This window comes from uncultured Paenalcaligenes sp., from assembly GCF_947630565.1.
GTDB lineage: Bacteria > Pseudomonadota > Gammaproteobacteria > Burkholderiales > Burkholderiaceae_B > Paenalcaligenes > Paenalcaligenes faecalis.
Map to the genome: position 1 here is coordinate 15,453 of NZ_CANRIC010000009.1, position 23,526 is coordinate 38,978.

Annotated in this window: 18 protein-coding genes; 13 read left to right on the forward strand and 5 right to left on the reverse strand. The window is 46.4% G+C overall.

Features of this window, described 5'->3' with window-relative positions:
- Position 1: 1 nt before the first annotated feature.
- The 3 genes from Q0Z62_RS03340 to Q0Z62_RS03350 form a co-directional block, all read right to left on the reverse strand.
- A complete protein-coding gene (locus Q0Z62_RS03340; RefSeq protein ID WP_298050793.1) occupies positions 2-913 on the reverse strand; it encodes a cation diffusion facilitator family transporter in 912 nt (303 codons plus the stop codon).
- Positions 914-1,008: 95 nt separating this feature from the next.
- Positions 1,009-3,081 (reverse strand): methionine--tRNA ligase, encoded by a 2,073-nt coding sequence (gene metG, locus Q0Z62_RS03345; RefSeq protein ID WP_298050795.1) that lies wholly within the window; start codon positions 3,079-3,081, stop codon positions 1,009-1,011.
- A 153-nt stretch (positions 3,082-3,234) separates the two neighbouring features.
- Complete coding sequence (locus Q0Z62_RS03350) at positions 3,235-3,519, reverse strand: hypothetical protein (protein WP_298050797.1); 285 nt, start codon at positions 3,517-3,519, stop codon at positions 3,235-3,237.
- Positions 3,520-3,608: 89 nt separating this feature from the next.
- Here Q0Z62_RS03350 and apbC point away from each other — a divergent pair, with 89 nt between their 5' ends.
- From apbC to gcvH, 7 genes are read left to right on the forward strand one after another with little or no spacing between them, the layout of a single operon-like run.
- Entirely contained in the window at positions 3,609-4,694 is a 1,086-nt protein-coding gene (gene apbC / locus Q0Z62_RS03355; protein WP_298050800.1) for an iron-sulfur cluster carrier protein ApbC, read from the forward strand.
- A gap of 22 nt (positions 4,695-4,716) precedes the next feature.
- Positions 4,717-6,504 carry an autotransporter assembly complex family protein gene (locus Q0Z62_RS03360; protein WP_298050803.1) on the forward strand — a complete coding sequence of 596 codons (1,788 nt, stop codon included), beginning with the start codon at positions 4,717-4,719 and terminating at the stop codon, positions 6,502-6,504.
- Positions 6,504-10,070 carry a translocation/assembly module TamB domain-containing protein gene (locus tag Q0Z62_RS03365; protein ID WP_298050806.1) on the forward strand — a complete coding sequence of 1,189 codons (3,567 nt, stop codon included), beginning with the start codon at positions 6,504-6,506 and terminating at the stop codon, positions 10,068-10,070. The genes Q0Z62_RS03360 and Q0Z62_RS03365 overlap by 1 nt, the downstream gene beginning before the upstream one ends.
- A gap of 30 nt (positions 10,071-10,100) precedes the next feature.
- The gene (dcd, locus tag Q0Z62_RS03370) at positions 10,101-10,667 is read left to right on the forward strand and encodes a dCTP deaminase (protein WP_269900496.1); all 567 of its coding nucleotides are present in this window, start codon (positions 10,101-10,103) and stop codon (positions 10,665-10,667) included.
- A gap of 12 nt (positions 10,668-10,679) precedes the next feature.
- Entirely contained in the window at positions 10,680-12,941 is a 2,262-nt protein-coding gene (locus tag Q0Z62_RS03375; protein WP_298050809.1) for an arginine/lysine/ornithine decarboxylase, read from the forward strand.
- A gap of 3 nt (positions 12,942-12,944) precedes the next feature.
- Positions 12,945-14,165: an NAD(P)/FAD-dependent oxidoreductase gene (locus Q0Z62_RS03380; RefSeq protein WP_269900494.1), complete on the forward strand. Its 1,221-nt coding sequence runs from the start codon at positions 12,945-12,947 to the stop codon at positions 14,163-14,165.
- A gap of 1 nt (position 14,166) precedes the next feature.
- Positions 14,167-14,541 (forward strand): glycine cleavage system protein GcvH, encoded by a 375-nt coding sequence (gcvH, locus tag Q0Z62_RS03385; protein ID WP_269900493.1) that lies wholly within the window; start codon positions 14,167-14,169, stop codon positions 14,539-14,541.
- 90 nt (positions 14,542-14,631) lie between these two features.
- Here gcvH and Q0Z62_RS03390 read toward each other — a convergent pair whose 3' ends face one another.
- On the reverse strand, positions 14,632-15,786 hold the full coding sequence (locus Q0Z62_RS03390) for a methionine aminotransferase (protein WP_269900492.1): 1,155 nt from the start codon (positions 15,784-15,786) through the stop codon (positions 14,632-14,634).
- A gap of 276 nt (positions 15,787-16,062) precedes the next feature.
- Here Q0Z62_RS03390 and Q0Z62_RS03395 point away from each other — a divergent pair, with 276 nt between their 5' ends.
- The 6 genes from Q0Z62_RS03395 to tcuB all read left to right on the forward strand — a co-directional run bounded on the left by Q0Z62_RS03395 (position 16,063) and on the right by tcuB (position 22,709).
- Positions 16,063-17,049: a tripartite tricarboxylate transporter substrate binding protein gene (locus Q0Z62_RS03395; RefSeq protein WP_269900491.1), complete on the forward strand. Its 987-nt coding sequence runs from the start codon at positions 16,063-16,065 to the stop codon at positions 17,047-17,049.
- A 34-nt stretch (positions 17,050-17,083) separates the two neighbouring features.
- A complete protein-coding gene (locus tag Q0Z62_RS03400; protein WP_269900490.1) occupies positions 17,084-17,533 on the forward strand; it encodes a tripartite tricarboxylate transporter TctB family protein in 450 nt (149 codons plus the stop codon).
- A 12-nt stretch (positions 17,534-17,545) separates the two neighbouring features.
- Positions 17,546-19,057, forward strand: a complete 1,512-nt coding sequence (locus Q0Z62_RS03405; RefSeq protein ID WP_298050879.1) for a tripartite tricarboxylate transporter permease — start codon at positions 17,546-17,548, stop codon at positions 19,055-19,057.
- Positions 19,058-19,066: 9 nt separating this feature from the next.
- Positions 19,067-20,071 (forward strand): AbrB family transcriptional regulator, encoded by a 1,005-nt coding sequence (locus Q0Z62_RS03410; protein WP_298050818.1) that lies wholly within the window; start codon positions 19,067-19,069, stop codon positions 20,069-20,071.
- Between the two features lie 105 nt (positions 20,072-20,176).
- A complete protein-coding gene (gene tcuA, locus Q0Z62_RS03415) occupies positions 20,177-21,589 on the forward strand; it encodes an FAD-dependent tricarballylate dehydrogenase TcuA (protein WP_269900488.1) in 1,413 nt (470 codons plus the stop codon).
- Positions 21,576-22,709: a tricarballylate utilization 4Fe-4S protein TcuB gene (gene tcuB, locus Q0Z62_RS03420; protein ID WP_269900487.1), complete on the forward strand. Its 1,134-nt coding sequence runs from the start codon at positions 21,576-21,578 to the stop codon at positions 22,707-22,709. The genes tcuA and tcuB overlap by 14 nt, the downstream gene beginning before the upstream one ends.
- A gap of 139 nt (positions 22,710-22,848) precedes the next feature.
- Here the strand turns inward: tcuB and Q0Z62_RS03425 are convergent, their stop codons facing one another.
- Complete coding sequence (locus Q0Z62_RS03425) at positions 22,849-23,523, reverse strand: GntR family transcriptional regulator (protein ID WP_298050825.1); 675 nt, start codon at positions 23,521-23,523, stop codon at positions 22,849-22,851.
- Between the last annotated feature and the right edge of the window lie 3 nt (positions 23,524-23,526).

The window sequence follows — 23,526 nt, forward strand, 5'->3', positions numbered from 1 at the left end:
GCTACGCCACTTTTTCCTCTCTATACATCTGCACAGGATCAAAGTGCGTCATCATATCTAATACAGGCAGTGCATCCATGACCCGCTTACGGGCCGATTCAGCAATGTCGTGTCCTTCGTGGATAGTCAGCATGCCATCCATCTCTAAGTCCACCTCTACCCAAATCATATCGCCTAATTTACGTGTTTTTAGGTCGTGTAAACCGTGCACGCCTGGGGTTTCTAAAATTAGCTTTTTGATTTTGGCTTCGGTTTCGTCATCGACGGCTTGATCCATCAGGTCATTAAATGCACCGATGGCAAAGCGCCAGCCAGTTCTAAACACCATAGAGCCCACTATCAGCGCTGCCAGCGGATCAGCGATAGGCAGACCCATCACGTTGGCCACAATGGCAACCGCGACCACCAAGGATGAGGCGGCGTCAGAGCGAGCATGCCACGCATTGGCGGCGAGCATGGTGGAGCGTACACGCTTGGCCACTCCGAGCAAATAACGGAAAAGCAGTTCTTTGGAAATCAGCGCCAACACCGCTACGGGTAAGGCGATCAGATGTACCGTTTCTATGAGGTCTGGATTTTGCAGCTTTCTGAAACTGCTCCATAACATACCCGTACCCACTAAGAGCAAAATCACTCCTACGGCCAAGGTGGCGGCCGTTTCAAAACGTCGATGCCCATAGGGGTGGTCGGCATCGGGCTCTTTGGCACTGTGTTTGTTTGCCAACAAGACTATGCCATCAGAGATTAAGTCGGAAAGTGAGTGAATGGCGTCAGCGACTAAGGCCTGTGATTTTGCAAAAATACCAATAAATAATTGCAGCAATGACAACACGAGGTTGACGACGACGCTGACCATGGTGGAGCGAGAAGCAGCGATAGTACGCTCAGTATCTTGGATACGAATTTTTTCCATGGGGCTATCTGAACAATTAAAAATAAAAAAGAGGTAAAACCACAGTTAAAAGAAAAGGCACTAATCGTAATTAGTGCCTTGAATGAGAATCGGTATTAGCTGATTCTCATGCCTGGGGTGGCACCGCTGTGCGGCTCTAAAATGTAGAGACCAGGGTTGTCTTTTTCATTAGCGTGACTGGCCGCTAAGACCATACCTTCTGAGACACCAAAACGCATTTTACGCGGCGCCAAGTTGGCAACTAAGACGGTGAGCTTACCGACTAGGTCTTCAGGTTTGTAGACAGATTTGATGCCAGAAAAGACTTGGCGCAAGCGACCTTCGTCTACATCGAGCATCAGACGCAATAGTTTATCGGAGCCTTCGACCTCGGTACATTCGACAATTTTAGCTATACGCAGGTCGATTTTAGCAAAGTCTTTGACGTCTATCGTATCAGCTATGGCTTCGCCACCGGGAGTGGGGGTTTCTATTTCCTCGACGGGAGGCTCAAGCAGCTCGTCCATTTGTTTGCTGTCTACACGCTGTAGTAGGTGTTTGAAGCGAGCAATGGTGGTGGGGAGCTCTGCCGCGTCAGCCCACACAAAGCTACGGTCTAAGCCAAAGAGCTCTGTGGCCACACGATGGGTGAGGGTTGGGACGATGGGGTTAAGCAAGACGGACAAAGCCTTAAAGCCGGCCAGAGCACGCGAACAGATGTCTTGTAGTTGTGCTTTGGTCTCATCAGAGGCCTCTGCAATGCCTTTGGCTAGAATCCAAGGTTGGGCGCTATCGAAGGCTTGGTTGATTTTGTCAGCCTGGGCCATGATTTGACGCACGGCACGACCGTACTCGCCGGTTTCAAGTAGTAGGCTGGTATTTTTAGCTAACTCTGCAAACTCAGTCTGCATGGCGGTGGTATCACCTACATAGGCTAACTGGCCATCAAAGAATTTACCAATAAAGTTGGCGGCACGGCTAGCGATGTTGACGTATTTACCCACAAGGTCGCTATTCACACGTGCTACGAAGTCGTCTGGGTTAAAGTCCACGTCCTCTACATGCGAGTTCAGTTTTGCCGCAATGTAGTAGCGCATCCATTCGGCGTCCATGCCCAGTTCTAAGTAGCGTAAGGGGGAAATTCCGGTACCACGGCTCTTGGACATTTTTTCACCGCTGAGGGTGATAAAACCGTGCACACGCAATGAGTCCGGTGTTTTACGACCGGAGAATTTCAGCATGGCGGGCCAGAACAGGGCGTGGAAGTAGACAATGTCTTTGCCAATGAAGTGAACCTGCTCGGTATCGCCTTCGGGGTCTACGATGGCGTCAAAATCCAAACCTTCTTTTTTACAGTAGGACTTGAGCGAGGCCAAGTAACCCACCGGTGCATCCAGCCAGACGTAAAAGTATTTGCCTGGTGCATCAGGGATAGGAATACCAAAATACGGTTCGTCACGGGAAATATCCCAATCCGATAGCGCGGCTTCGCCTTCGTCGTTACTGAGCCATTCGCGTGTTTTACCGAGTACTTCGGACTGCAGACGTGGGCGACCATTAGGATCGGTGCCTGTGGTCCAGTCTTGGAGGAACTCTACGCAACGTGGGTCAGAGAGCTTAAAGAAGAAGTGTTCCGAACTGCGTAGCTCTGGACGAGCGTTACTGAGCGTAGAGTAAGGGTTGATCAGATCAGTAGGCGAGTAGACAGAGCTACAGGCCTCACAGCTATCACCATATTGCTCTTTAGCGCCACAAGAAGGACATTCGCCTTTAATGTAGCGATCGGGTAAGAACATCCCTTTAATCGGATCATAGAATTGCTCAATGACGCGAGACTCAATAAAGCCGGCGGCTTTGAGTTTTTTGTAAATGGATTGTGAGAGCTCTACGTTTTCTGGTGAGTTAGTACGATGCCAGTGATCAAAGGCAATGTGAAAGCCATTTAAATATTGAGGACGTTCGGCCGCAACGCGAGCGACCAACTCATCGGGAGTAATGCCCTCGTTTTGCGCTTTTAGCATGATGGGCGCACCGTGCACATCATCCGCCCCAACAAAATGAACGGTGTGACCGGACATTCGCATCGAGCGCACCCAGATATCGGCTTGTATGTATTCCATAATGTGTCCGATGTGGAAGGAGCCGTTGGCATAAGGGAGTGCGGTAGTAACGAATATCGTGCGCGACATAAATCTAAAACCTATAAAGGGCAATAGCCCGCACTAGGCGAGCCAATAAACAAAATGGTAAATAAATGTGACTGTTATGCAGCGGCTATACGTAAAGCGTAGCCTTAATTAGCAAGGCAAGCATAGCAGATGCAGCGTGAAATCGTTAGTGTTTTACGGGATCTCGCGCATTTCGATATCGGTCACATTTTGTGTATTACGGTGTGTAGCGGTTGTAGTCGTTGTGTCCTTGGGTGTGAAATGAGGACGGTTACGACTGCGTTTGCGCTGATCCCAGTAGGATTTGATCGCAAATGGGCGACCACTGATACGTGCAACGATGTATAAAATAGCAACAGCGATGGCGGTAGACACCATAAACACCACTGCCATCAACATCCCTACAAGAGTCAGTACAAAGAATAGGATCGAGCGTAAAATCTGGTTAAATGTATTCATATGAGTGTATGACACTTTTTGAAGAAATTAATTCCTCTAATCCGCTATGCTTGATAGCGTGTTAGTCATTTTTTAGGGCTTTTTTACCAATGAGTGTAAATAACGAGCAGGTTTTAGCTGCTTTAGCGAATGTAATTGATCCAAATACCCATAAAAAACTTGAGGTATCTGCTGAGACATGCACATTACAGCTGCAAGGCACAGAGCTTACATTAAGCTTAACACTGTCTTATCCCCTTTATGATCCAGATGGGGTCTTAAAGCAACGAATTCAAGAGCAAATGGATGCCTTAGGGGTTCAGCTTAACAAACTCGTGGTGTACGCACGTGTTCAGACCCATGCTGTCCAAGAAAGTTTGCGCCCAATTCCAAACGTACGCAATATTATTGCAGTGGCTTCAGGTAAAGGGGGAGTAGGTAAAAGTACAACTTCTGTGAACTTGGCTTTAGCCTTGGCACAACAAGGTGCTAAGGTTGGCCTATTAGACGCAGATATTTACGGCCCGAGTGCGCCTATTATGTTGGGTACACAAGAGCGTCCACGCTCTATTGATGGTAAGTCCATGAAACCCCTAGAGGCTCATGGAATTCAAACAAATTCATTGGGCTTTTTAATGCAGGATGATGCGCCAGCTATTTGGCGTGGCCCGATGGCAACACAAGCCTTAACGCAGCTGGTAACGCAAACGGCTTGGAACGATTTAGATTATTTGATCATAGATATGCCACCGGGAACAGGTGATATTGCGTTAACGATGGCGCAAAAAATTCCGCTAGTAGGTGCTGTTATTGTCACCACACCTCAAGACATGGCATTAGCTGATGCTCGTAAAGGGCTAAAAATGTTCCAACAGGTTAACGTGCCTGTTCTAGGCGTGGTTGAAAACATGTCGATGCATATTTGTACGAATTGTGGTCATGCAGAGGCTATTTTTGGTCAGCATGGCGGCCGCGAGATGGCTGAACAATATAGTGTGCCTTGGTTAGGGGCCTTGCCTTTAGCGATGTCTATTCGTGAACAAACGGACTCAGGCCGTCCTACCGTTGTTTCTGCGCCAGATAGTCCCGAGGCACATCTCTACCACGAGATTGCAACTAAGGTTGCTGCTCGTGTAGCTGGTTTGCCTGTTGATGCCTCTTGGCAGCGTCCACAGGTCGTGCCACGTCCTTTGTAATTAATAGAAATAGGTGTTTTGCATGCGTGTGCGCGCTCTCATTGCTGCTATAACGTTTTTGCCCTTAGCTGTTTGGGCTGAGCATGCCCCTTCTGATATTTCTGCACCCGAAGTCGTGATTGATCCGGGTGGTGTTGGGCCTGAGTCGTTAAAAGCGATTTATGGGGCGGTGAATGCGATTACGCGCTTAGCCGAAGATCAGGATTTAGATGAGATATCTCGGTTAAGGCGCAGAGCACACGAAGCCACCGTTTCCGCCTTACAAACCCAAGGGTACTATGACCCTGTTGTCACCCTAGAGGTCGGTGAGGACTTTGAGGGGGAGACGTGGGATATTTTGATTGAACCCGGAGAGCGCACGCGTGTAAAACGGGTCAATATTGATTTCACAGGTCAAATCACAGATCCCCAGTTTACGGTTCGCGTTGAGGGCATACGTAAAAACTGGACGCTCAACGAGGGGGATCTGTTTTTAAATCATGACTGGTCAAATGCTAAGGCCGATTTATTGCAAAGTGTGAAATCCAAGGATTTTTACTATGCAAGGTATACCCATACTAAAGCCACTGTAGTGGCGGATTTGAATACAGCTGATTTAGACCTTGCTGTGCGCAGTGGCCCTAGAGTTCAAATGGGCGACTTACATACGGCTGGCTTAAAGCGTGTTCCTGAAAAGCTTGTGCGTCGCTATGTTAAATATGAGCCGGGTGATTCTTACGATCAGGAAAAGCTAGACGAGTGGCAGCAAGCATTGCAGTCCACGACGTTTTTTCGTGGTGCTTTTGTGACGCTAGAGGATACCTCCACAGAGCGATCTAATGAGGATGGCGAGGTCGTATTGCCTGTGTTAGTTCGTGTGACAGAGGCGCCAGCCCGTCGCTTTACCGGATCACTAGGGGTAGACAGTGATCATGGGCCTCGATTAGAGGCGTTCTATAGGCAAAATATCGTTTTCGGTCAACCAGTATGGACGGAGACGGGATTAGGTGTGGATAAAAATCGACAACGTTTTTTCTCAGATGTGCACTTTCCTCCTACCTACAAAGGATTTAAAAATAGCGTAGGTGTGCTTTATGAGCATGAGGATATCGAAGGCCTAAAACAAACTCGTGCCGCAGCAGGTATAAAAAGCCAATATGAATTTAATACCAACACCAGAGCGGATTACGAGACAACGTGGAGTTTAATGGGGGTCTGGGATGAAAGCCGTGTGAGTGGCGAGCCAAAAGCCCAGAGAGGGACTTCCCTAGAGGCGACATGGCAGGTGTTGCGCCGTAACGTCGATGACAAGTATGACCCACGCGAAGGTAATTTATTTGACGTAGATGTAGGGGTGAACTATCCACTCGGCGGTGGTAAAAAAACCTTATATCGTACTGGTATGCGAGCCCAGCAATGGATACCTATTGGTAAAAACGATGTTTTTATGTTGCGAGGCGAGGTGGGTAAAGTTTGGCCCAGTACGGATCGAATCCCGATGGGGTTTGGTTATCGGACAGGGGGCGCACGCTCAGTGCGTGGTTATAAATATTACAGCCTGGGCCGAGAGCGCGGATCTGCCACTGTGGGTGCGCCCGTTATGGCAGTATTAAGTGCTGAATACCAGTATTTCTTTAATCCCACCTACGGGATGAGTGTTTTTGTTGATGTGGGGGATGCAGGAGAATCCTTTAAAGACTTAAGCCCTCATTGGGGATACGGTGTGGGTGCTGCCGTGCGCACACCAGCAGGGCCATTTTATGTTGATGTGGCATATGGTCAAAAAACGCGGGATGTGCGTCTGCACTTCTCTTTAGGGATTGCTTTTTAATGCGTCTACGTCGAGTTTTCCGCCAGCTTTTATTTTGGGGTATTCCAATTATTGCCACCGTGTTATTGGTGATTACTGGATTTATTTATTGGCTTATTGCGACCCCCACAGGCACTCGGTGGGCAATGAACACCGCAGCGGTGCAGTTTGAGGGGCAGAGCCGAGGGGTAACAGGCAGTCTTTGGCATGGTCTGAGCTTTGACGAGTTACAGCTACAGTTACCTGATGACTTACGAGTAGAGATCGAGGGTGCGCACCTAGAGGTGGATTGGCCTGAACTCTGGCATAGCCGAGAACTTAACATCAAAGACCTATCGGCTCAACGGGTTGCCGTTTGGATGGATGGGGGGCCCAAACCAGAAGACCCCGATGCAGCGCCTTTCTCTATGCCCCAATTGCCCGTCTCTGTGAAAGTTGACCGCTTGGCTTTAAATCAGTTTGCTTTCTCTCAGCACGGAGAGTCATTGCCTGTGGATTTGAGCCAATTAGGGCTTGAGGCAGAGGGGGTATTGACGAATGATGGCGCCCGTATTGAGTTAACTACGGTACGAGTCGGTTACGAGGACATTTGGCTAGAGGCAGATGGGGCCGCCACCCTCACTGAGCTGGCCGAACCTTGGACCAGTTCTGTGCAGCTACAGGCCCGTGCGTTTAGTGATCAGGCCAGTAGTCAGATTTGTTTAGATCACTATTTGCCCGATCACCTTAGACCATCTGCAGGGGTTGAGCTACGCGACCCTGAGGCTCCCTTATGTGCGATTAATGCAAATGCCAAGTGGCAAGGCTCCTTAGAGCAAGCGGTCGTTACTTTAACAGCGGCCGGACAGGGTTTAGACGTAGATGCAAGGTCTAGCTTGCAGTTGACTCAATCCTTTCCTGTGCGAGATACCGTCGTTAAGGTGGCTTTGCCTGATGGCTCGGGAGTGGATGCTAAGTTAGATTGGCAACGCGATGCAGATGACCCCTCTTTAGATCGGCTAGCTGGGTCGATTCAGGCCCATGAGTTTGATGTGGGAGCGTGGCTAGAGGGTGTAGAGCTACCTGCCAAAATAACACTGTCTGGCGATTATTCTGCTCGTCTTAGTCAGTCCGCCTCTCAGCTAGATCAGGCCGATGTGAATATCCATATTGCTGATACGAGTCGATGGAATGGGCAGCCCCTCCAAGGTCAGTTAATTGCAGAGATAGCGAGGCTAGATGCGTTTACTGGAACAGAGCTATGGCAGGCTTATACCGTTAAAAATAGTGATATTGACTTGCGAGTAGGCGGTAATCATGTACAGGCAAAGGGGGCCTTTGGTCTGACGAATGATCTACTAAAGGTAATGGTTAATGCGCCAGCCATTAAGCAACTTTGGTCAGGCCTAGATGAGATTGGTGCGACTAAACTCGATGCAGAGTTAAAAGGCAGTATTTTTGAGCATCAGTTAACAGCAAAGATAGATCATGTTTTAAAAGGGGCTGACCCGTCGGTTAAAGTCGGTAATGGGCCGCTAACGGCACAGTTAGGCGTACAAGGTGTGTTGGATCTTGCTAGCCCAAGCCCTAGCTGGAGAGGCCAGATCCAAAAAATGCATGCGGAGCATGCTGGTTTAGGCGCTGATATTGCTCAGGCTTTTAAGGTGGATGTTCTGATGCCTTCTGCTGAGCAAACATTTGCTTTGGATGTGGGCGCTTTTTCTATTCAAGCGCTCATAGATAACGTGCCTTGGTTGAAATTACACCATACAAAAACGCATGTGGATGAGGCTGGCTTTAGTACACAAGGACAAACGGATACCCTCAATATATCAGCAAAACGGGTAGATGATTTGATGAAGCGCTTAGGCTTGAATAATGATCAAGAAAAGCGTGGTGGAGTGGTGGATAAGCGTGAGCGGTTAACCGCACTGGATGATTTGGCGCTTAAACTCGATTGGGACGTAGCGTTAAAAGACGCATTAGCGGGCAGGATTCGTCTACAACGATTAGCCGGCGACATCATGGTTCCCGCCGAGCCCGCTTTCCCCTTAGGCTTAAATCAGGCAGAAGTCCTAGTTAATATTGTACCGGGGGCGGGGGGGCGTAGTGTGATTCAAGCGGACGCCCTTATTCAAACAGAGAAAATGGGGTATGTGAAAGCTAAAGGCTCCAGCCCCATTTATTACAGCAAAGAGTCAGGTATTCGCTTACGTGACGCGGACGTAAAAGAAATCGTGCTGGATGCGCACATGGATAATCTGGCTTGGACTAGCTTGATTCTGAAAGACCAGTTAGAGCTAGGGGGAGAGTTAATTGCCAACGTAAAGGTGCAAAGCACTCCTCGTGGGGGCTTTACCACTCAGGGCGAGATTACAGGTCATCATTTGAAAATCACACGTCTAGATGATGGGGTTCGCCTCTTAGATGGTGAGCTCAAAGCAAATGTAAATAATAATCGTTTTACCGTAGAGCGATTGTATTTCCCTGCTCAGTTACGGGTCGAGCCCAAAGAGTGGCGTACTGCTACATGGATTCGAGAAGACGATGACGCAAAAAACGGTAGTCTTTTATTGGATGGCTATTGGGACCTAGAAGACAGCACAGGCGATTTCGCAGTGAAATTACACCGTTATCCTATTTTGCAGCGTGCGGATCGCTATGCCATGGTGACGGGTGATCTACAAATGAAAGCATTGCTCCCTCAGATAGCCCTAACTGGAAAAATTACGGCAGACGCCGGTTGGTTCAATCTGGATATGCTGGGTGGTATTCCTACCGTTGATGGTGATGTGGTTATTATTCGTTCTACAGACCCAGTTAAAGAGCCCTCTGCAGAGGACGCTGACCCGATCAATATGACCTTGGATATTGATGTGGATTTAGGGCCACGTTTCTACTTAACTGGCTATGGGGTTAACTCAGGGCTGATTGGGCAGATGCATATTCATATGGGTGATGGGCAACTGACGGCGTTAGGTGCGTTAAATACACGCGGTGGCGCTATTGAAATGTATGGTCAGCGTTTACAATTACGCAGAGGTACTATTACATTCCAAGGTGATATCACCAGTCCAATTTTAGATATTCAGGCATTGCGCACTGGGTTGAGCGTGCAGGCGGGTGTCAAAGTTGGTGGCACAGCACGTAGACCTAAAATTGATCTGGTCTCTATTCCAGAGGTTTCCGAGCTAGAAAAATTATCGTGGCTTTTATTTGGTCATGGCCCTGACGAAGGGGGGGGCGATTTAGCCTTACTTGTCTCTGTAGGCTCCTCTTTCCTAGGTGATGGAGAACCTTTCTATCGTAAGTTTGGCATTGATGAACTATCTATGCGTTCTGGCGAGCTAGGGGGGGCAGGTAGTATTTTACCCGCCACCAGTACAGCCAGCAGCCTAGAGAGCGAGATCAGTGACGTAGAGCGTCGTTTTGTGGAGGCCAGTAAACGATTGACCTCTGATATTACCCTCAGTGTTCGACAGGCGTTGTCGGATACGGGAACAGTAGGTCGGGCCAGCTATAGGTTGACGCGTCGTTTGACTGCGGATTTAAGCCTTGGCACCGTTAGTGGACTAGCCCTAGTTTACCGCTGGTTCTCGCAGGATTAACCCATTTAATTAGGCTCAAAAGAGGAAAAAATGAGTATTAAAAGTGATCGTTGGATTCGTCGCCAAGCCGAAGAACACGGCATGATCGAGCCCTTTGAGCCCGATCAAGTGCGCAGCATCAATGGACAGAAAATAGTTAGCTATGGCACCAGCAGCTATGGCTATGATGTACGCTGTGCGAATGAATTTAAAATTTTTACAAATATTAATTCCACTATCGTTGATCCCAAAAATTTTGATGAAAAATCTTTTGTGGATTTTGTGGGTGATGTGTGTATTATTCCACCTAACTCGTTTGCGCTTGCGCGCACAGTAGAGTATTTTCGGATTCCGCGCGAGGTCTTAACTGTCTGCTTAGGCAAAAGTACCTATGCACGCTGCGGTATCATTGTAAATGTGACACCCTTAGAACCCGAATGGGAAGGGCATGTTACTTTAGAGTTCTCAAATACCACTCCACTACCTGCAAAAATCTACGCTGGCGAAGGCTGCGCGCAGATGTTGTTCTTTGGTGGTGATGAGGTTTGTGATGTGTCTTATCGCGATCGCGGTGGTAAATATCAAGGCCAGTTAGGCGTCACCTTGCCACGCACTTAGGAGCTAGTCGGCATGAAATTTCGTTTTCCTATCGTCATTATTGACGAGGACTTTCGTTCAGAAAATGCATCAGGTTTGGGTATTAGAGCCTTAGCTGATGCACTTGAGGCCGAGGGCGTTGAAGTCCTTGGTGTGACCAGTTATGGTGATCTTAGCTCGTTTGCGCAGCAGCAAAGCCGCGCTAGCGCCTTTATTTTGTCCATTGATGATGAGGAGTTCGACGAGGACTCCCCAGAGGACGCAGCTGCTGCGATTAAAAACTTGCGCACCTTTATTGGTGAGCTACGCTTTCGTAACGAAGACATTCCTATCTACCTATACGGTGAAACTCGGACTTCGCAACATATTCCGAATGATATCTTGCGTGAATTGCATGGCTTCATTCACATGTTTGAAGATACGCCAGAGTTTGTAGCCCGTCACATCATGAGAGAAGCCCGTTCGTATTTGGACGGTTTGGCTCCTCCCTTTTTTCGTGAGCTGGTTAAATACGCCTCAGATGGCTCGTATTCTTGGCATTGTCCGGGGCATTCGGGTGGAGTTGCCTTTTTAAAGAGCCCAGTAGGTCAAATGTTTCATCAGTTTTTTGGTGAAAACATGTTGCGTGCTGATGTATGTAATGCGGTAGATGAATTAGGTCAATTACTGGATCATACCGGCCCTGTCGCCGAGGCAGAAACCAATGCAGCGCGTATTTTCCACGCAGATCACTGTTTCTTTGTGACCAATGGAACCTCTACCTCAAATAAAATTGTTTGGCATGCGAATGTGGCAAATAATGATATTGTGGTTGTGGATCGAAACTGCCATAAATCGATTTTGCATGCGATTACGATGACGGGTGCTATCCCTGTGTTTTTACGTCCTACGCGTAACCACTTGGGTATTATTGGTCCTATTCCCCTAGAGGAATTCTCGCCTGAAAGCATTCAGCGCAAAATAGAAGCTAATCCGTTTGCGCGTGATGTGAAAAATAAAAACCCACGTATTTTGACCCTAACTCAAAGTACCTATGATGGTGTCATTTATAACGTAGAGGACATCAAGGCCACCTTAGGCGAGACCATTGATACGTTGCATTTTGACGAAGCGTGGCTGCCACATGCCGCTTTCCATGAGTTCTACGAGGATATGCATGCCATAGGCCCGAATCGTCCGCGTTGTAAAGATACAATGGTGTATGCGACGCATTCCACGCATAAACTCTTAGCGGGATTGTCTCAGGCATCACAAATTACCGTGCAAGACGCAGAAAATCGTGCTTTAGATCGCAATATCTTTAACGAAGCGTATTTGATGCACACATCAACCTCTCCGCAGTACGCCATTATTGCTTCATGTGATGTGGCAGCGGCGATGATGGAGCCTCCAGGAGGAACCGCGCTGGTAGAGGAAAGTATCAAAGAGGCGGTGGACTTCCGTCGTGCTATGCGTAAGGTTTCCTCCGAGTACGGTAAAGACGATTGGTGGTTTCAAGTATGGGGGCCAGATAAGCTAGTTAATGATGGCATTGGCAGCCGTGAGGATTGGATTTTAAAGTCCAATGATCGCTGGCATGGCTTTGGCGAGTTAGCCGAAGGCTTCAACATGCTTGATCCGATCAAAGCCACGGTTGTTACACCGGGCTTAGATATTTCGGGTACGTTTGCCGAAACAGGGATTCCTGCTGCTTTAGTTTCTAAGTACTTGGCTGAGCATGGTGTAGTGGTTGAAAAAACGGGCTTGTATTCCTTTTTCATTCTGTTCACGATTGGGATTACCAAAGGTCGCTGGAACACATTGCTAACGGCCTTGCAACAGTTTAAAGATGACTACGATCGTAATCAGCCACTTTGGCGCATTTTGCCAGATTTCTGCAAAGCACACCCTACTTACGATCGTTTAGGTTTACGTGATTTATGTCAGCAGATTCACGAAGTCTACAAAAAGTATGATTTAGCTCGTTTAACGACAGAGGTTTATCTTAGTGACATGATTCCAGCGATGAAACCTTCTGATGCTTATGCAAAAATGGCACACCGAGAGGTAGAGCGTGTCAATATTGATGAGCTAGAGGGGCGTGTGACAGGGGTATTGCTCACTCCTTATCCTCCTGGTATTCCTTTGTTGATCCCGGGCGAGCGCTTTAATCGTATGATTGTGGATTATTTGCAATTTGCTCGTGAATTTAATGCGCAATTCCCTGGTTTTGAGACCTATGTACATGGGTTAGCTCAGGATATAGGCCCGGATGGAAATCCTCGTTATTACGTAGACTGTATTCGCGAAGATTAACTCATGGCTGTTGATTTTGATGTGGCTGTCATAGGTGCTGGCGCTGCTGGCATGATGGCAGCCAGCGTGGCTGGGCAACGTGGCTTACGCGTGGTCTTAATAGACCACGCAAAAAAACTAGGCGAAAAAATCCGTATATCAGGTGGAGGGCGGTGTAACTTCACCAATACGGGTACGTCTGTACAACATTTCATTTCACAAAATCCCAATTTTTGTCGTTCGGCACTGTCGGCATATAAACCGGCTGACTTTTTACAGTTAGTAGAAAGTTATGGCATTGCTTGGCACGAAAAACACAAAGGCCAATTGTTTTGTGATGACTCCAGTGAGTCCATCATTCAATTGTTGCGTCAGGAGTGCGTAAAGGGCAATGTGTCATGGCGTATGCCTTGCTCAGTACAGTCTGTGCAACAAACCCCTGCCGGTTATCTAATTGAAACGGATGCCGATCCAATCGCATGTAAGCAGTTGGTGATAGCCACCGGTGGTATGGCTCTACCGCAGGTTGGAGCAACAGACTTTGCTTTGCATTTGGCCAGACAGTTTGGTCTTAAAGTGATTGAGCCTCGTCCAGCCTTAGTGCCTTTAACCTTTGATAGCCATTTTTGGCAAGACTTCGTGCCGTTAAGTGGGGTGAGTACAGAGGTTGAATTATCTAATCAGGCTAAAGCAAAAAGCAAAATGACGTTTCTAGAGGATTTGCTTTTTACCCACCGAGGTCTTTCTGGGCCTGGTATTTTGCAGATTTCTAGCTATTGGCAACCGGGCGAGGCAATTACGATTAACTTAGCCCCAGGCATGGACTTAAGTCAGACGCTGATTACGCAAAAGCAGGGTAATCGACAGCAGTTGGGCAATTTTTTAGCTACGCTTTGGCCTAAGCGTTTAGTGGAGCAATGGATTAGTGCCGCTCAGGCTATTCCCGATGGGGTCGCAGAGCAGCGGATGGCTGATATTTCTGACAAGGTTCTACGTCAACTTGGGCAGGCTCTACATCATTGGGCTCTAGTACCCACGGGGACAGCAGGCTACAAAAAAGCCGAGGTGATGCGAGGCGGGGTGGATACGCGAGATTTAAATCAAAAAACCATGGCTGCGCGAGCACACCCTAATTTGTATTTTATTGGCGAGTCAGTGGATGTGACTGGCTGGCTTGGTGGTTATAATTTTCAATGGGCATGGGCCTCAGGCGTAGCGTGTGGTCGTGCCTTGCAAGGAGAATAATATGCAATTACCGATAGATAGACGCTATGCGTCTACACATGAATGGGCATTGGTTCAGGGTGATGAAGTCTTGGTAGGCATTACCGATTTTGCTCAAGACCAGCTAGGTGATTTGGTGTTCGTGGGGGATTTCACCACTGGGGTGCATTTAAAAGCAGGTGATCTAGCAGGGGTCGTAGAATCAGTTAAGGCGGCTTCAGATATTTATGCACCAGTCGCAGGCACGGTGATTGCTTTTAATGAGCTATTGGCAGATGCGCCTGAAACGTTAAATGATCAACCCTACGAGGCGTGGATCTTTAAAATGAAAGTAGATAATATTGCCGATTTAGAGCAGCTGTTATCAGCAACCCAATATCAGTCCGAAAACGAATAGGTTTTACGATAGATAGAAAAAGCACGCTTTGGCGTGCTTTTTTATTTGATCTTTAGTGACAGTTTATAAGCCTTAAGTAAAGACAAAAAATTAAACGGTTTTGCACTGAAGCAATTTATCAATTGCCGCATTTAATGTTTCTGTTTTCTTTGCAAAGCAAAAGCGAATTAAACGCTGATCAGAAGGAGCCTGCTGGTAAAAAGCACTATAAGGAATGGCAGTGACACCATAGGTCTTGGCGAGCTCATGGCAAAAATCAAAATCATTTAAATCACTGATGGCCGAGTAGTCAGCGGTGACAAAGTAGCTGCCTTGGCTAGGTAAGAATTTCCATGCAGAGTTAGCCAGTCCGTGTAGAAAGTAAGCGCGTTTTTCTGCATACATAGGCGCTGCATTTTCAATATGAGCCGGGTTTTTCATAAAATCGGCTAATGCAAATTGAGAGGGGGTATGCACCGAAAAAATAGTCAGGTTATGGATTTTGCGTAGTTCGTTTGTTAGCTGGGCAGGGGCTGCACAAAAACCGGTTTTCCAGCCCGTAATGTGAAAACTCTTGCCAAAAGAGCCGATCACCACACTACGCTCACGTAGGCCATCAATGGCGGCGGCGCCTATGTGATGATGGGGTGCATATACCATATCGGCATAGACTTCATCGCTGATGACCACAATATTGGTGCCAGCTAAAAGCTCAGCCAATTGCTCTAGGTCGTCACGGCTCAAGATAGTCCCTGTAGGATTATGAGGGGTATTGATGATTAGAGCTGTGGTTTTAGCGTTGATTTGTTGTTTAAGCTCATCCCAGTTAATTTTAAATTCGGGGGCTTGCAGCTGTACTCGTCTAACAATACCACCCACTAATTCAATCGTGGGCTCGTAGGTGTCGTAGGCAGGCTCAAGGATGATGGCCTCATCACCGGCACCTACAAAGGCTGATATGCAGCAAAATAAGGCTTCAGTTGCTCCAGCCATAATTGTGATTTCAGAGTCTGAATCATAGCTGTATTGATCTCTACGCTGTAAATAAGCACTGATTTGCTCTCTGAGAGCAGGTAGACCTGTTCCAGAGGCGTATTGATTCATGCCTTGCTGCGTGTAGTGACTAAGTAAATTTAATAACTCAGGGTCGCTGCCAAAGTCAGGGAAACCTTGAGCTAAGTTGACGGCTTGGTATTGCGCTGCGACTGCGGCCATATGGGAGAAAATATTGGGACGTAGGTGAGGAAGTTTAGAGTGGATCAGCATGACAATAAGTAGATAACCATAAAAGTAAAAAGAAGCGCCTTACACATTGTACGAGAAATAAGACTAAATCTTTGGCTAAGGTTTGGTCTTTTTTTGAGTTTGAAATAGATCCAAATAGCTAAAAAGTCGTTATAAAAAACATTCTTATTAGGTTTAACCCTAATCTTTTCGCTTTCTTTGATTTAAAGGCTACACCTTAAAAAATATAATGTGTACCATTGTATCCAATTGGATTCATAATAATTAATTGGCTTAAAATGAACTAAAGGAGAAGTTATGCATAAGATAGTTAAGGCGCTAGTGTTAGCGAGTGCATGTTGGATTGCAGCAGCACCTGCACAAGCTAAAGAACCACGTCGCCCAGAGTGTATTGCCCCATCAACACCAGGAGGCGGTTTTGACACTACGTGTAAGTTTGCACAGATAGGATTGAAAGAAACGAAGCTGCTTAAGGCACCGATGCGCACCACTTTTATGCCTGGAGGAATTGGTGCGGTAGCGTTTAACTCTGTAGTGGCAAATCGTCCCGGTGAGCCTGGCACTTTAGTCGCTTTTTCTAGCGGTTCTTTGTTAAATATGGCTCAGGGTAAATACGGCAGTAAGTTTGATGAAAACGATGTGCGTTGGTTGGCGAGTGTAGGTACGGATTACGGGATGGTTGTCGTACGTACAGACTCTCCTTTTAGTTCATTAAAGCAACTGATCGATACTTTAGCGAAGGATCCACAAAGTGTAGTGTTGGGGGCTGGGGGCACAGTAGGTAGTCAAAGCTGGGTGCAAGCGGCCTTGCTAGCCAAAGCGGCTGGTATTGATCCTAAAGACTTGCGCTATGTCGGTTTTCAAGGGGGCGGTGAACCCTATACGGCTTTAGAAGGAAAGCATATAGATGTAGTTCCTGGGCGTATTAGTGATGTGTTACAGCAGCTAGAGGCTGGTCAGTTTAGAGTACTTGCGATTTTAAGTAATGATCGATTGGAGGGCAGTTTATCTGATTTGCCTACCGCAAAAGAACAAGGTTTTGATATTAGTTGGCCTGTAATTCGTGGTTTTTATATGGGGCCTAAAGTCAGTGATAGTGATTTTGAATGGTGGGAAAATCGCTTTAAAGAGCTTTTGGCCACAGAGCAGGCCGATCAGCTTTATAAGCAGCTAGGGTTGTACCCTTTGCCTTTAGTAGGACAGGAGCTTACCGAATTTGTAAATGAGCAATTGGCCAGCTACAGAGAGTTGGCAGCCGATTTAGGCTTAAATGTTCAAGAGTAAAACACGATTTTTATATTTAAAGAGGAATATTAGAATGCGCCAGCGAGTATTTGCCTTAGGGCTGATTGCAATAAGTGGATGGCTTGCATTTTTAGCTAGTGGCTATGTGGCTAGCTTTAGTTACGAGCCTGTAGGCCCACGCGCTTTCCCCTGGTTATTACTGGGAGGTTTAGCATTAGCTGGCGTCTATCTTCTTATTACCGGGAAAAAACAGGATGAGGACGAAGAGGTTTTTTTTACAGATAAAAAAATTGCCATAAAAGTAGTTTTTTGTATAGTCAATTTTTTAGTGTATGCCGCCCTCTTCGAAAAAGTAGGCTTTGTTTTTTCTAGTTTATTATTTGCTTTTGTGATGGCACGACTCTACGGAGCCAGTTGGATGCAAACAGCATTAGGAATGGTATTTTTAGTGTGCTGTTTATATGGCTTATTTGATTATGTCTTTGATGTGCCGCTGCCTTTAGGCCTATTGGACACGGAATAAAGGGAATTTGAAATTATGGAAAGCTTATCTCATTTGGGTTATGGCTTTAGCGTGGCGTTAACGCCCTTCAATTTATTAATGGCTTTATGTGGCACCCTTTTGGGGACTATTGTGGGCTTATTGCCTGGTCTAGGCCCTATTAATGGCGTGGCCTTATTGATTCCTATTGCGTTTGCGATGGGGTTACCACCAGAAAGTGCATTAATTCTATTAGCCGCTGTTTACTTAGGATGTGAGTATGGGGGCCGAATCTCATCTATTTTATTAAATATTCCAGGTGAAGCCTCCGCTGTGATGACCACCTTAGATGGTTATCCTTTAGCGCAAAAAGGTTTGCCTGGAGTGGCGTTGTCTATTTCGGCTTGGAGCTCATTTGTAGGTGGTTCTATTGCTATTATTGGAGTCATTATTTCAGCTCCATTATTGGCTAAATGGGCGATCGCTTTTGGTCCAGCTGAGTATTTTGTCTTGATGGTGTTTGCGATTACTTGTTTGGCTGGAATGGCAGGTAATAAACCCGTTAAAACGGCCATTGCAGCCATGATAGGTCTTTGGCTCTCTACTGTGGGTATTGACTCTAATAGTGGTGTTTATCGTTATAATTTTGGCTTATTGGGTTTAGCCGATGGTATCCAATTTGTGGTGTTAGTTTTAGGCTTGTTTTCTGTTAGCGAGATCCTAGTTTTATTAGAACGTACACACAAAGGGCAAACAGCAATTAAAGCCAGTGGTCGCATGCTGTTTAATATGAAAGAGTTGAGCTTCACTTTGGGTAGTACCTTACGAAGCGGTCTAGTCGGGTTTGGTTTGGGGGTTTTACCCGGAGCCGGGGCCACCTTAGCGAGTGCGGTAGCCTATGTGAATGAAAAAAGAATAGCTGTGAAGGACAACCAGTTTGGCAAAGGTGATTTACGTGGTTTAGCTGCCCCCGAGGCGGCTAATAGTGCTTCTGCCTGTGGCTCTATGGTGCCAATGTTAACCTTAGGGGTACCAGGCTCTGGTACCACAGCGGTCATGCTAGGAGCTTTAACGCTGTATAACATTACCCCGGGACCACTTCTTTTCGAGCGCCAGCCAGAAATTGTTTGGGGTTTAATTGCCTCTCTAGTCATTGCTAACGTGATGTTGTTAGTGATGAATATCCCGATGATTCGTCTTTTCACCAAGGTATTAAGCGTTCCCAACTGGACTTTGGTTCCAGCTATAGCCATCATTAGTTCTATTGGTGTGTATGCCGTACATGCGACTACTTTTGATTTGTTTCTTATGGTCGTCATTGGTATTGCAGGGTATTTTTTAAGAAAAATGGATATTCCGCTATCCCCTTTATTATTAGGATTTATTTTAGGGGGCTTAATGGAGCAAAACTTACGTCGGGCTTTATCTATTTCTAATGGTGACCTAGGCATCTTGTTTTCTAGCCCCATTACTTTAGTCGGCTGGGCCTTAGTTGCTCTAATGGTTGTAATGCCCATATGGCGCATTATTCGTATTAAACGTTCGGGGCACCGATCTCCTACTTAAGAGACTAGTATGTGGGTATTGAGCATAGGGCTGAGTTTAGGTGGTGCATGGTTAGCTGATTTGATTGGTTGGCCACTGCCTTGGTTGATTGGTCCTATGCTTGGCATGATTTTTATGCGTTGTGTAGCAGGAGTTTTATTGCCCGATGTTCCAGGGGGTAGGCGGTTTGGTCAGTGGATTATTGCCACCGCAATTGGTTTGCACTTTACCCCTGCCGTCGTCTATGAGGTCATTGCGAATTGGTTTGTGATATTTTTGGCTGCTGCGCTAACTTTGTCTGCCGCTGCGGTGGGCATGGTGTGTTTATTACGTAGTGGCTGTGATTCGGCAACCGCCTTTTTTGCCAGTCTACCCGGTGGCGCCAGCGAGATGGTCAATATGGCCATTCAACACCAGGCTAGGGTGGATCAGGTGGCTGCGGCCCATAGTTTACGGATCGTCAGCGTAGTATTGCTTGTACCTCCCGTTTTTACTTGGGTGTTACCTACTACGATGCCAGTCACCGTCTTACCTGTGCTGTGGCCCCAGTTATTTTTTGTTTTAGCTCTAGGGGCTGTGACAGCGTTGGTTTGGCGGAATTTCAAGCAGCCTAATCCGTGGATGCTGGGACCGTTGTTTAGTGCCGCGTTTTATGTTGCTCTTACTGGTACGGAAATGAGCATGCCCAGCGAACTTAGCAAAATCGCACAACTTTTTATCGGTTTGTCTTTAGGCTCATATTTTGACCGCCGTTTTGTAAAGTCTGCAGTGCGCTTTCTGTCATGGGTTAGTTTATTTATTGTGTTGTCTATGCTGTGTTGTGCGGCATTGGCGTGGATACTGGCTTGGTGCAGTCAGCTTTCTACCGGAGCCTTAATATTAGGAATGACGCCAGGCGGTATTACCGAGCTTAGTATTACAGCGGAAGCCCTTCATATACCAGTGGCTTTGGTTGCTGCTATTCAGGTATTGCGCTTGGTATTTGTCATGTTTTTAGCAAGCCCTGTTTTTAACTATTGGATTAAGGATAGCTAAGCACCACAAGCTATGATTGTGTTATAGCTTGCATTTATGGGCCAAATTGTGTAGTTTTTTATTGTATACATTTGCATCCAATTGGATTCTATTGATGAGAGAGTTATGAGTCAACAGCAGTTTTTTACAGGAGAGCCGCTTCATCCAGAGATCCTGGTTATAGGAGGTGGGAATGCGGCCTTAACAGCCGCTATAAGTGCCGCTGAAAAAGGGAAGCAGGTTTTATTAATTGAACATGCACCTCAATTACTACGAGGTGGAAATAGTCAGCACACACGCAACTTTAGGTGTATGCATGAAGGACCTAAAGGCATATTAGCGGGCACGTACTCCGAGGAGGAGTATTACGAGGATTTATTACGAGTAACAGAAGGAAAAACCACGCCTGAGCTAGCTCGTATGGTCATTCGTAGTACACCTAAAGCCTATGATTGGATGGAAAGAAATGGGGTTCGTTTTCAACCGTCTTTAGGCGGAACCTTGAGTTTATCTCGTACCAATGCTTTTTTTCTTGGTGGTGGCAGAGCCTTAGTAAATGCTTATTACGATAGAGCCATAGCGTTAGGCGTTCAGGTGGCGTATGACACAGAGGCCATAGAACTGGAAATTAAAGACGGACATTTTCAATATGCGGTGGTTCTGTATAAAGGCATCCGCTACGAAGTTCACGCAAAGCAACTTATCTTAGCCTCAGGAGGCTTTGAGTCAAATCTAGAGTGGCTAGAAGAGGCGTGGGGTCCAGTAGCACGTAATTTTCTCATTAGAGGCACGCAATTCAACAAAGGGCGCATGCTCAAAGAAATGATGCGTAATCAGGCGGAAATTATTGGCGAGCCGGATCAGTGTCATGCCGTTGCTATTGATGGTAGATCTCCAAAATACGATGGAGGGATCGTTACGCGCTTAGACTGTGTGTCTTTTGGCGTGGTTGTCAATGAAAATGCAGAGCGTTTTTATGATGAGGGCGAAGATTTTTGGCCTAAACGGTATGCAATTTGGGGGCGTTTGGTTGCGCAACAACCGAATCAAATCGCTCATGTCATTATTGACTCCAAAGCAATTCATGATTTTATGCCCTCTGTTTTTCCTCCTATTAAAGCGGATTCAATTAAAGAGCTAGCAATGAAACTAAAGCTGAATCCTGATGCTTTACAAAAAACTATTGATGAGTTTAATGCAGCGGTAGGACCAGGTCCGTTTGATAGCTCCATATTGGATGGTTATGCAACGACGGGATTAAAGGTAAATAAAACGAATTGGTCGCGTCCTATTGAGCAAGGCCCTTTTTACGGCTATACCTTGGCTCCGGGTATAACTTTTACGTATATGGGTGTGAAGGTAGATGAAAAGGCTAGGGTCATCTTTAAAGGTGGCAAGCCCTCAAGCAATATTTATGCTGCAGGTGAAATTATGGCTGGAAATATTTTAGGTCAGGGTTATACGGCTGGAATTGGTATGGCCATCGGTACAGTATTCGGTATTATCGCAGGACAGGAGGCAGCCAATGCAATCCACTAGCCCCGTAACGCGCTCTCGTGTCATTAGTATTATGGATATTACCCAAGAGGCGCGTCGTAATGCCGAGGTGTGTAACTCATGTCGTTACTGTGAAGGTTTTTGTGCCGTATTTCCTGCCATAGAACGACAGCGTGAGTTTGATGATAACTATATCGATTATCTTTCTAATCTGTGTCATAACTGTACCTCTTGTTATCACGCTTGTCAGTTTACAGCACCGCATGTGTATGACATAAATGTACCGCGCATTATGACTCAGGTCAGAGCCAAGACCTATCAGAAATTTGTCTGGCCCAGTTTTATGTCTGATGTGTTTCAGCGTAATGGTACCTTTGTTGCCTTAATCAGTGCTTTGATTTTTAGTTTGGTTTTGATCATAGGCATCCTTTTTACAGATCCTAGTGCTCTATTTGCTAAACAAGTGGGTGAGGGGGCTTTTTACCGAGTTATTTCACACGAAGCAATGGTCTTAGTGGCTGGTAGCGTTGTGTTGTTTGATGTGCTGGCTATTTTATTGGGCTTTAGAGCTTATTGGCGTTGGATAGGTGGTAAGACAGCGTATTTTTTTAATCTAAAGGCCTTGCATCATGCACTCAAAGATGCGTTGACGCTAAAGCATTTAGGTGGCGGCGAGGATATGAAAGGGTGTAATCATGAAAATACCTCCTTTTCTAACCAGCGACGTTGGTATCATCATTTAATGATGTATGGTTTTTTACTTTGTTTTGGCGCGACAGTTACAGGAACCATTTATGATTACGGTTTTGGCTGGGTAGCTCCCTATGACTACATTAGTTTGCCCGTGTTTTTGGGAACCGTGGGTGGAGTGATGACATTAGTAGGTACTACAGGCTTGGTTTGGCTTAAATTAAAAATGCACGATGGTCCAGCATGGAAAGCTATTTTTGGCATGGATTATGCCTTTTTAGTTTTATTGTTTTGGGTCAACCTAACCGGTCTGGCTTTATTGGCCTTCAGGGAAACCACCGCGATGGGCATGCTGCTTATTATTCACTTAGGTTTTGTAGCGGCGTTTTTTGCCATATTACCCTATAGTAAATTTGTGCATGTACTATTTCGTTTAGGTTCACTAATCAAATACCATAATGAAGCCCGCTGATTAATATTTTTATATTGGTATGGGCAGGTTTGGGATAAAGCCTCTCACTAGGCAGTGCTCGCTCGCTGCCTAGTGAGTGCGTAGTTGGAGGCCCTGCGGTGTAGCAGAAAAACGCTGACTAATGTCTAGCAACACAGACTTAAATCTCTTGATCTATTTCCTCACCCATCAAAGCAATACGTGCTTTTTGGGCCTCTCGGATGTGGTGTGCAGCCGCCTCAGCAGCTTTTTCAGGGTTACGCTCTATGATGGCGTTAATGATGTCTCGGTGTTCTTGAACGACTTGCTCGGCTCTATTGGGTAGCTCGAAGGTGGTTTTACCCAATAAAATCATCGAGTCACGCATGGAATTCAGCGATTTTAATAAATAGCGGTTATGCGCGGCATAAGCCAAGGCATTATGAAACACACGATTATGACGCGCCTGTTCTACAGCAGTAGTTGCCGCCTCGTAGCGTTTCATGATTTCATTTAAAGAGTAAATCTCTGCATCGCTAGCGTGTTTAGCTGCCAGCTTAGATGCCGTACTTTCCAGCACCACGCGCATATCGTAAAGTTCCATCACCTCTTGGTAGCCTAGACGCGCAATCTGCATACCACTATAGGGCGCAGTGGAGATTAAACCTGCTATTTCCAAACGACGTAAAGCCTCGCGTACGGGGGTACGGCTCATTTTAAGTGAGGCGGCTATATCTAGCTCGGTAATGCGGTGGCCAGGTTTAAGTCTGCCTTCTCGTATATCATCTAATATCTGTTGATAAGCTTGTTCGGCACGAGACATTTTGTCGTCGTTGGGCAAGTCTGTATTTGTCATAAT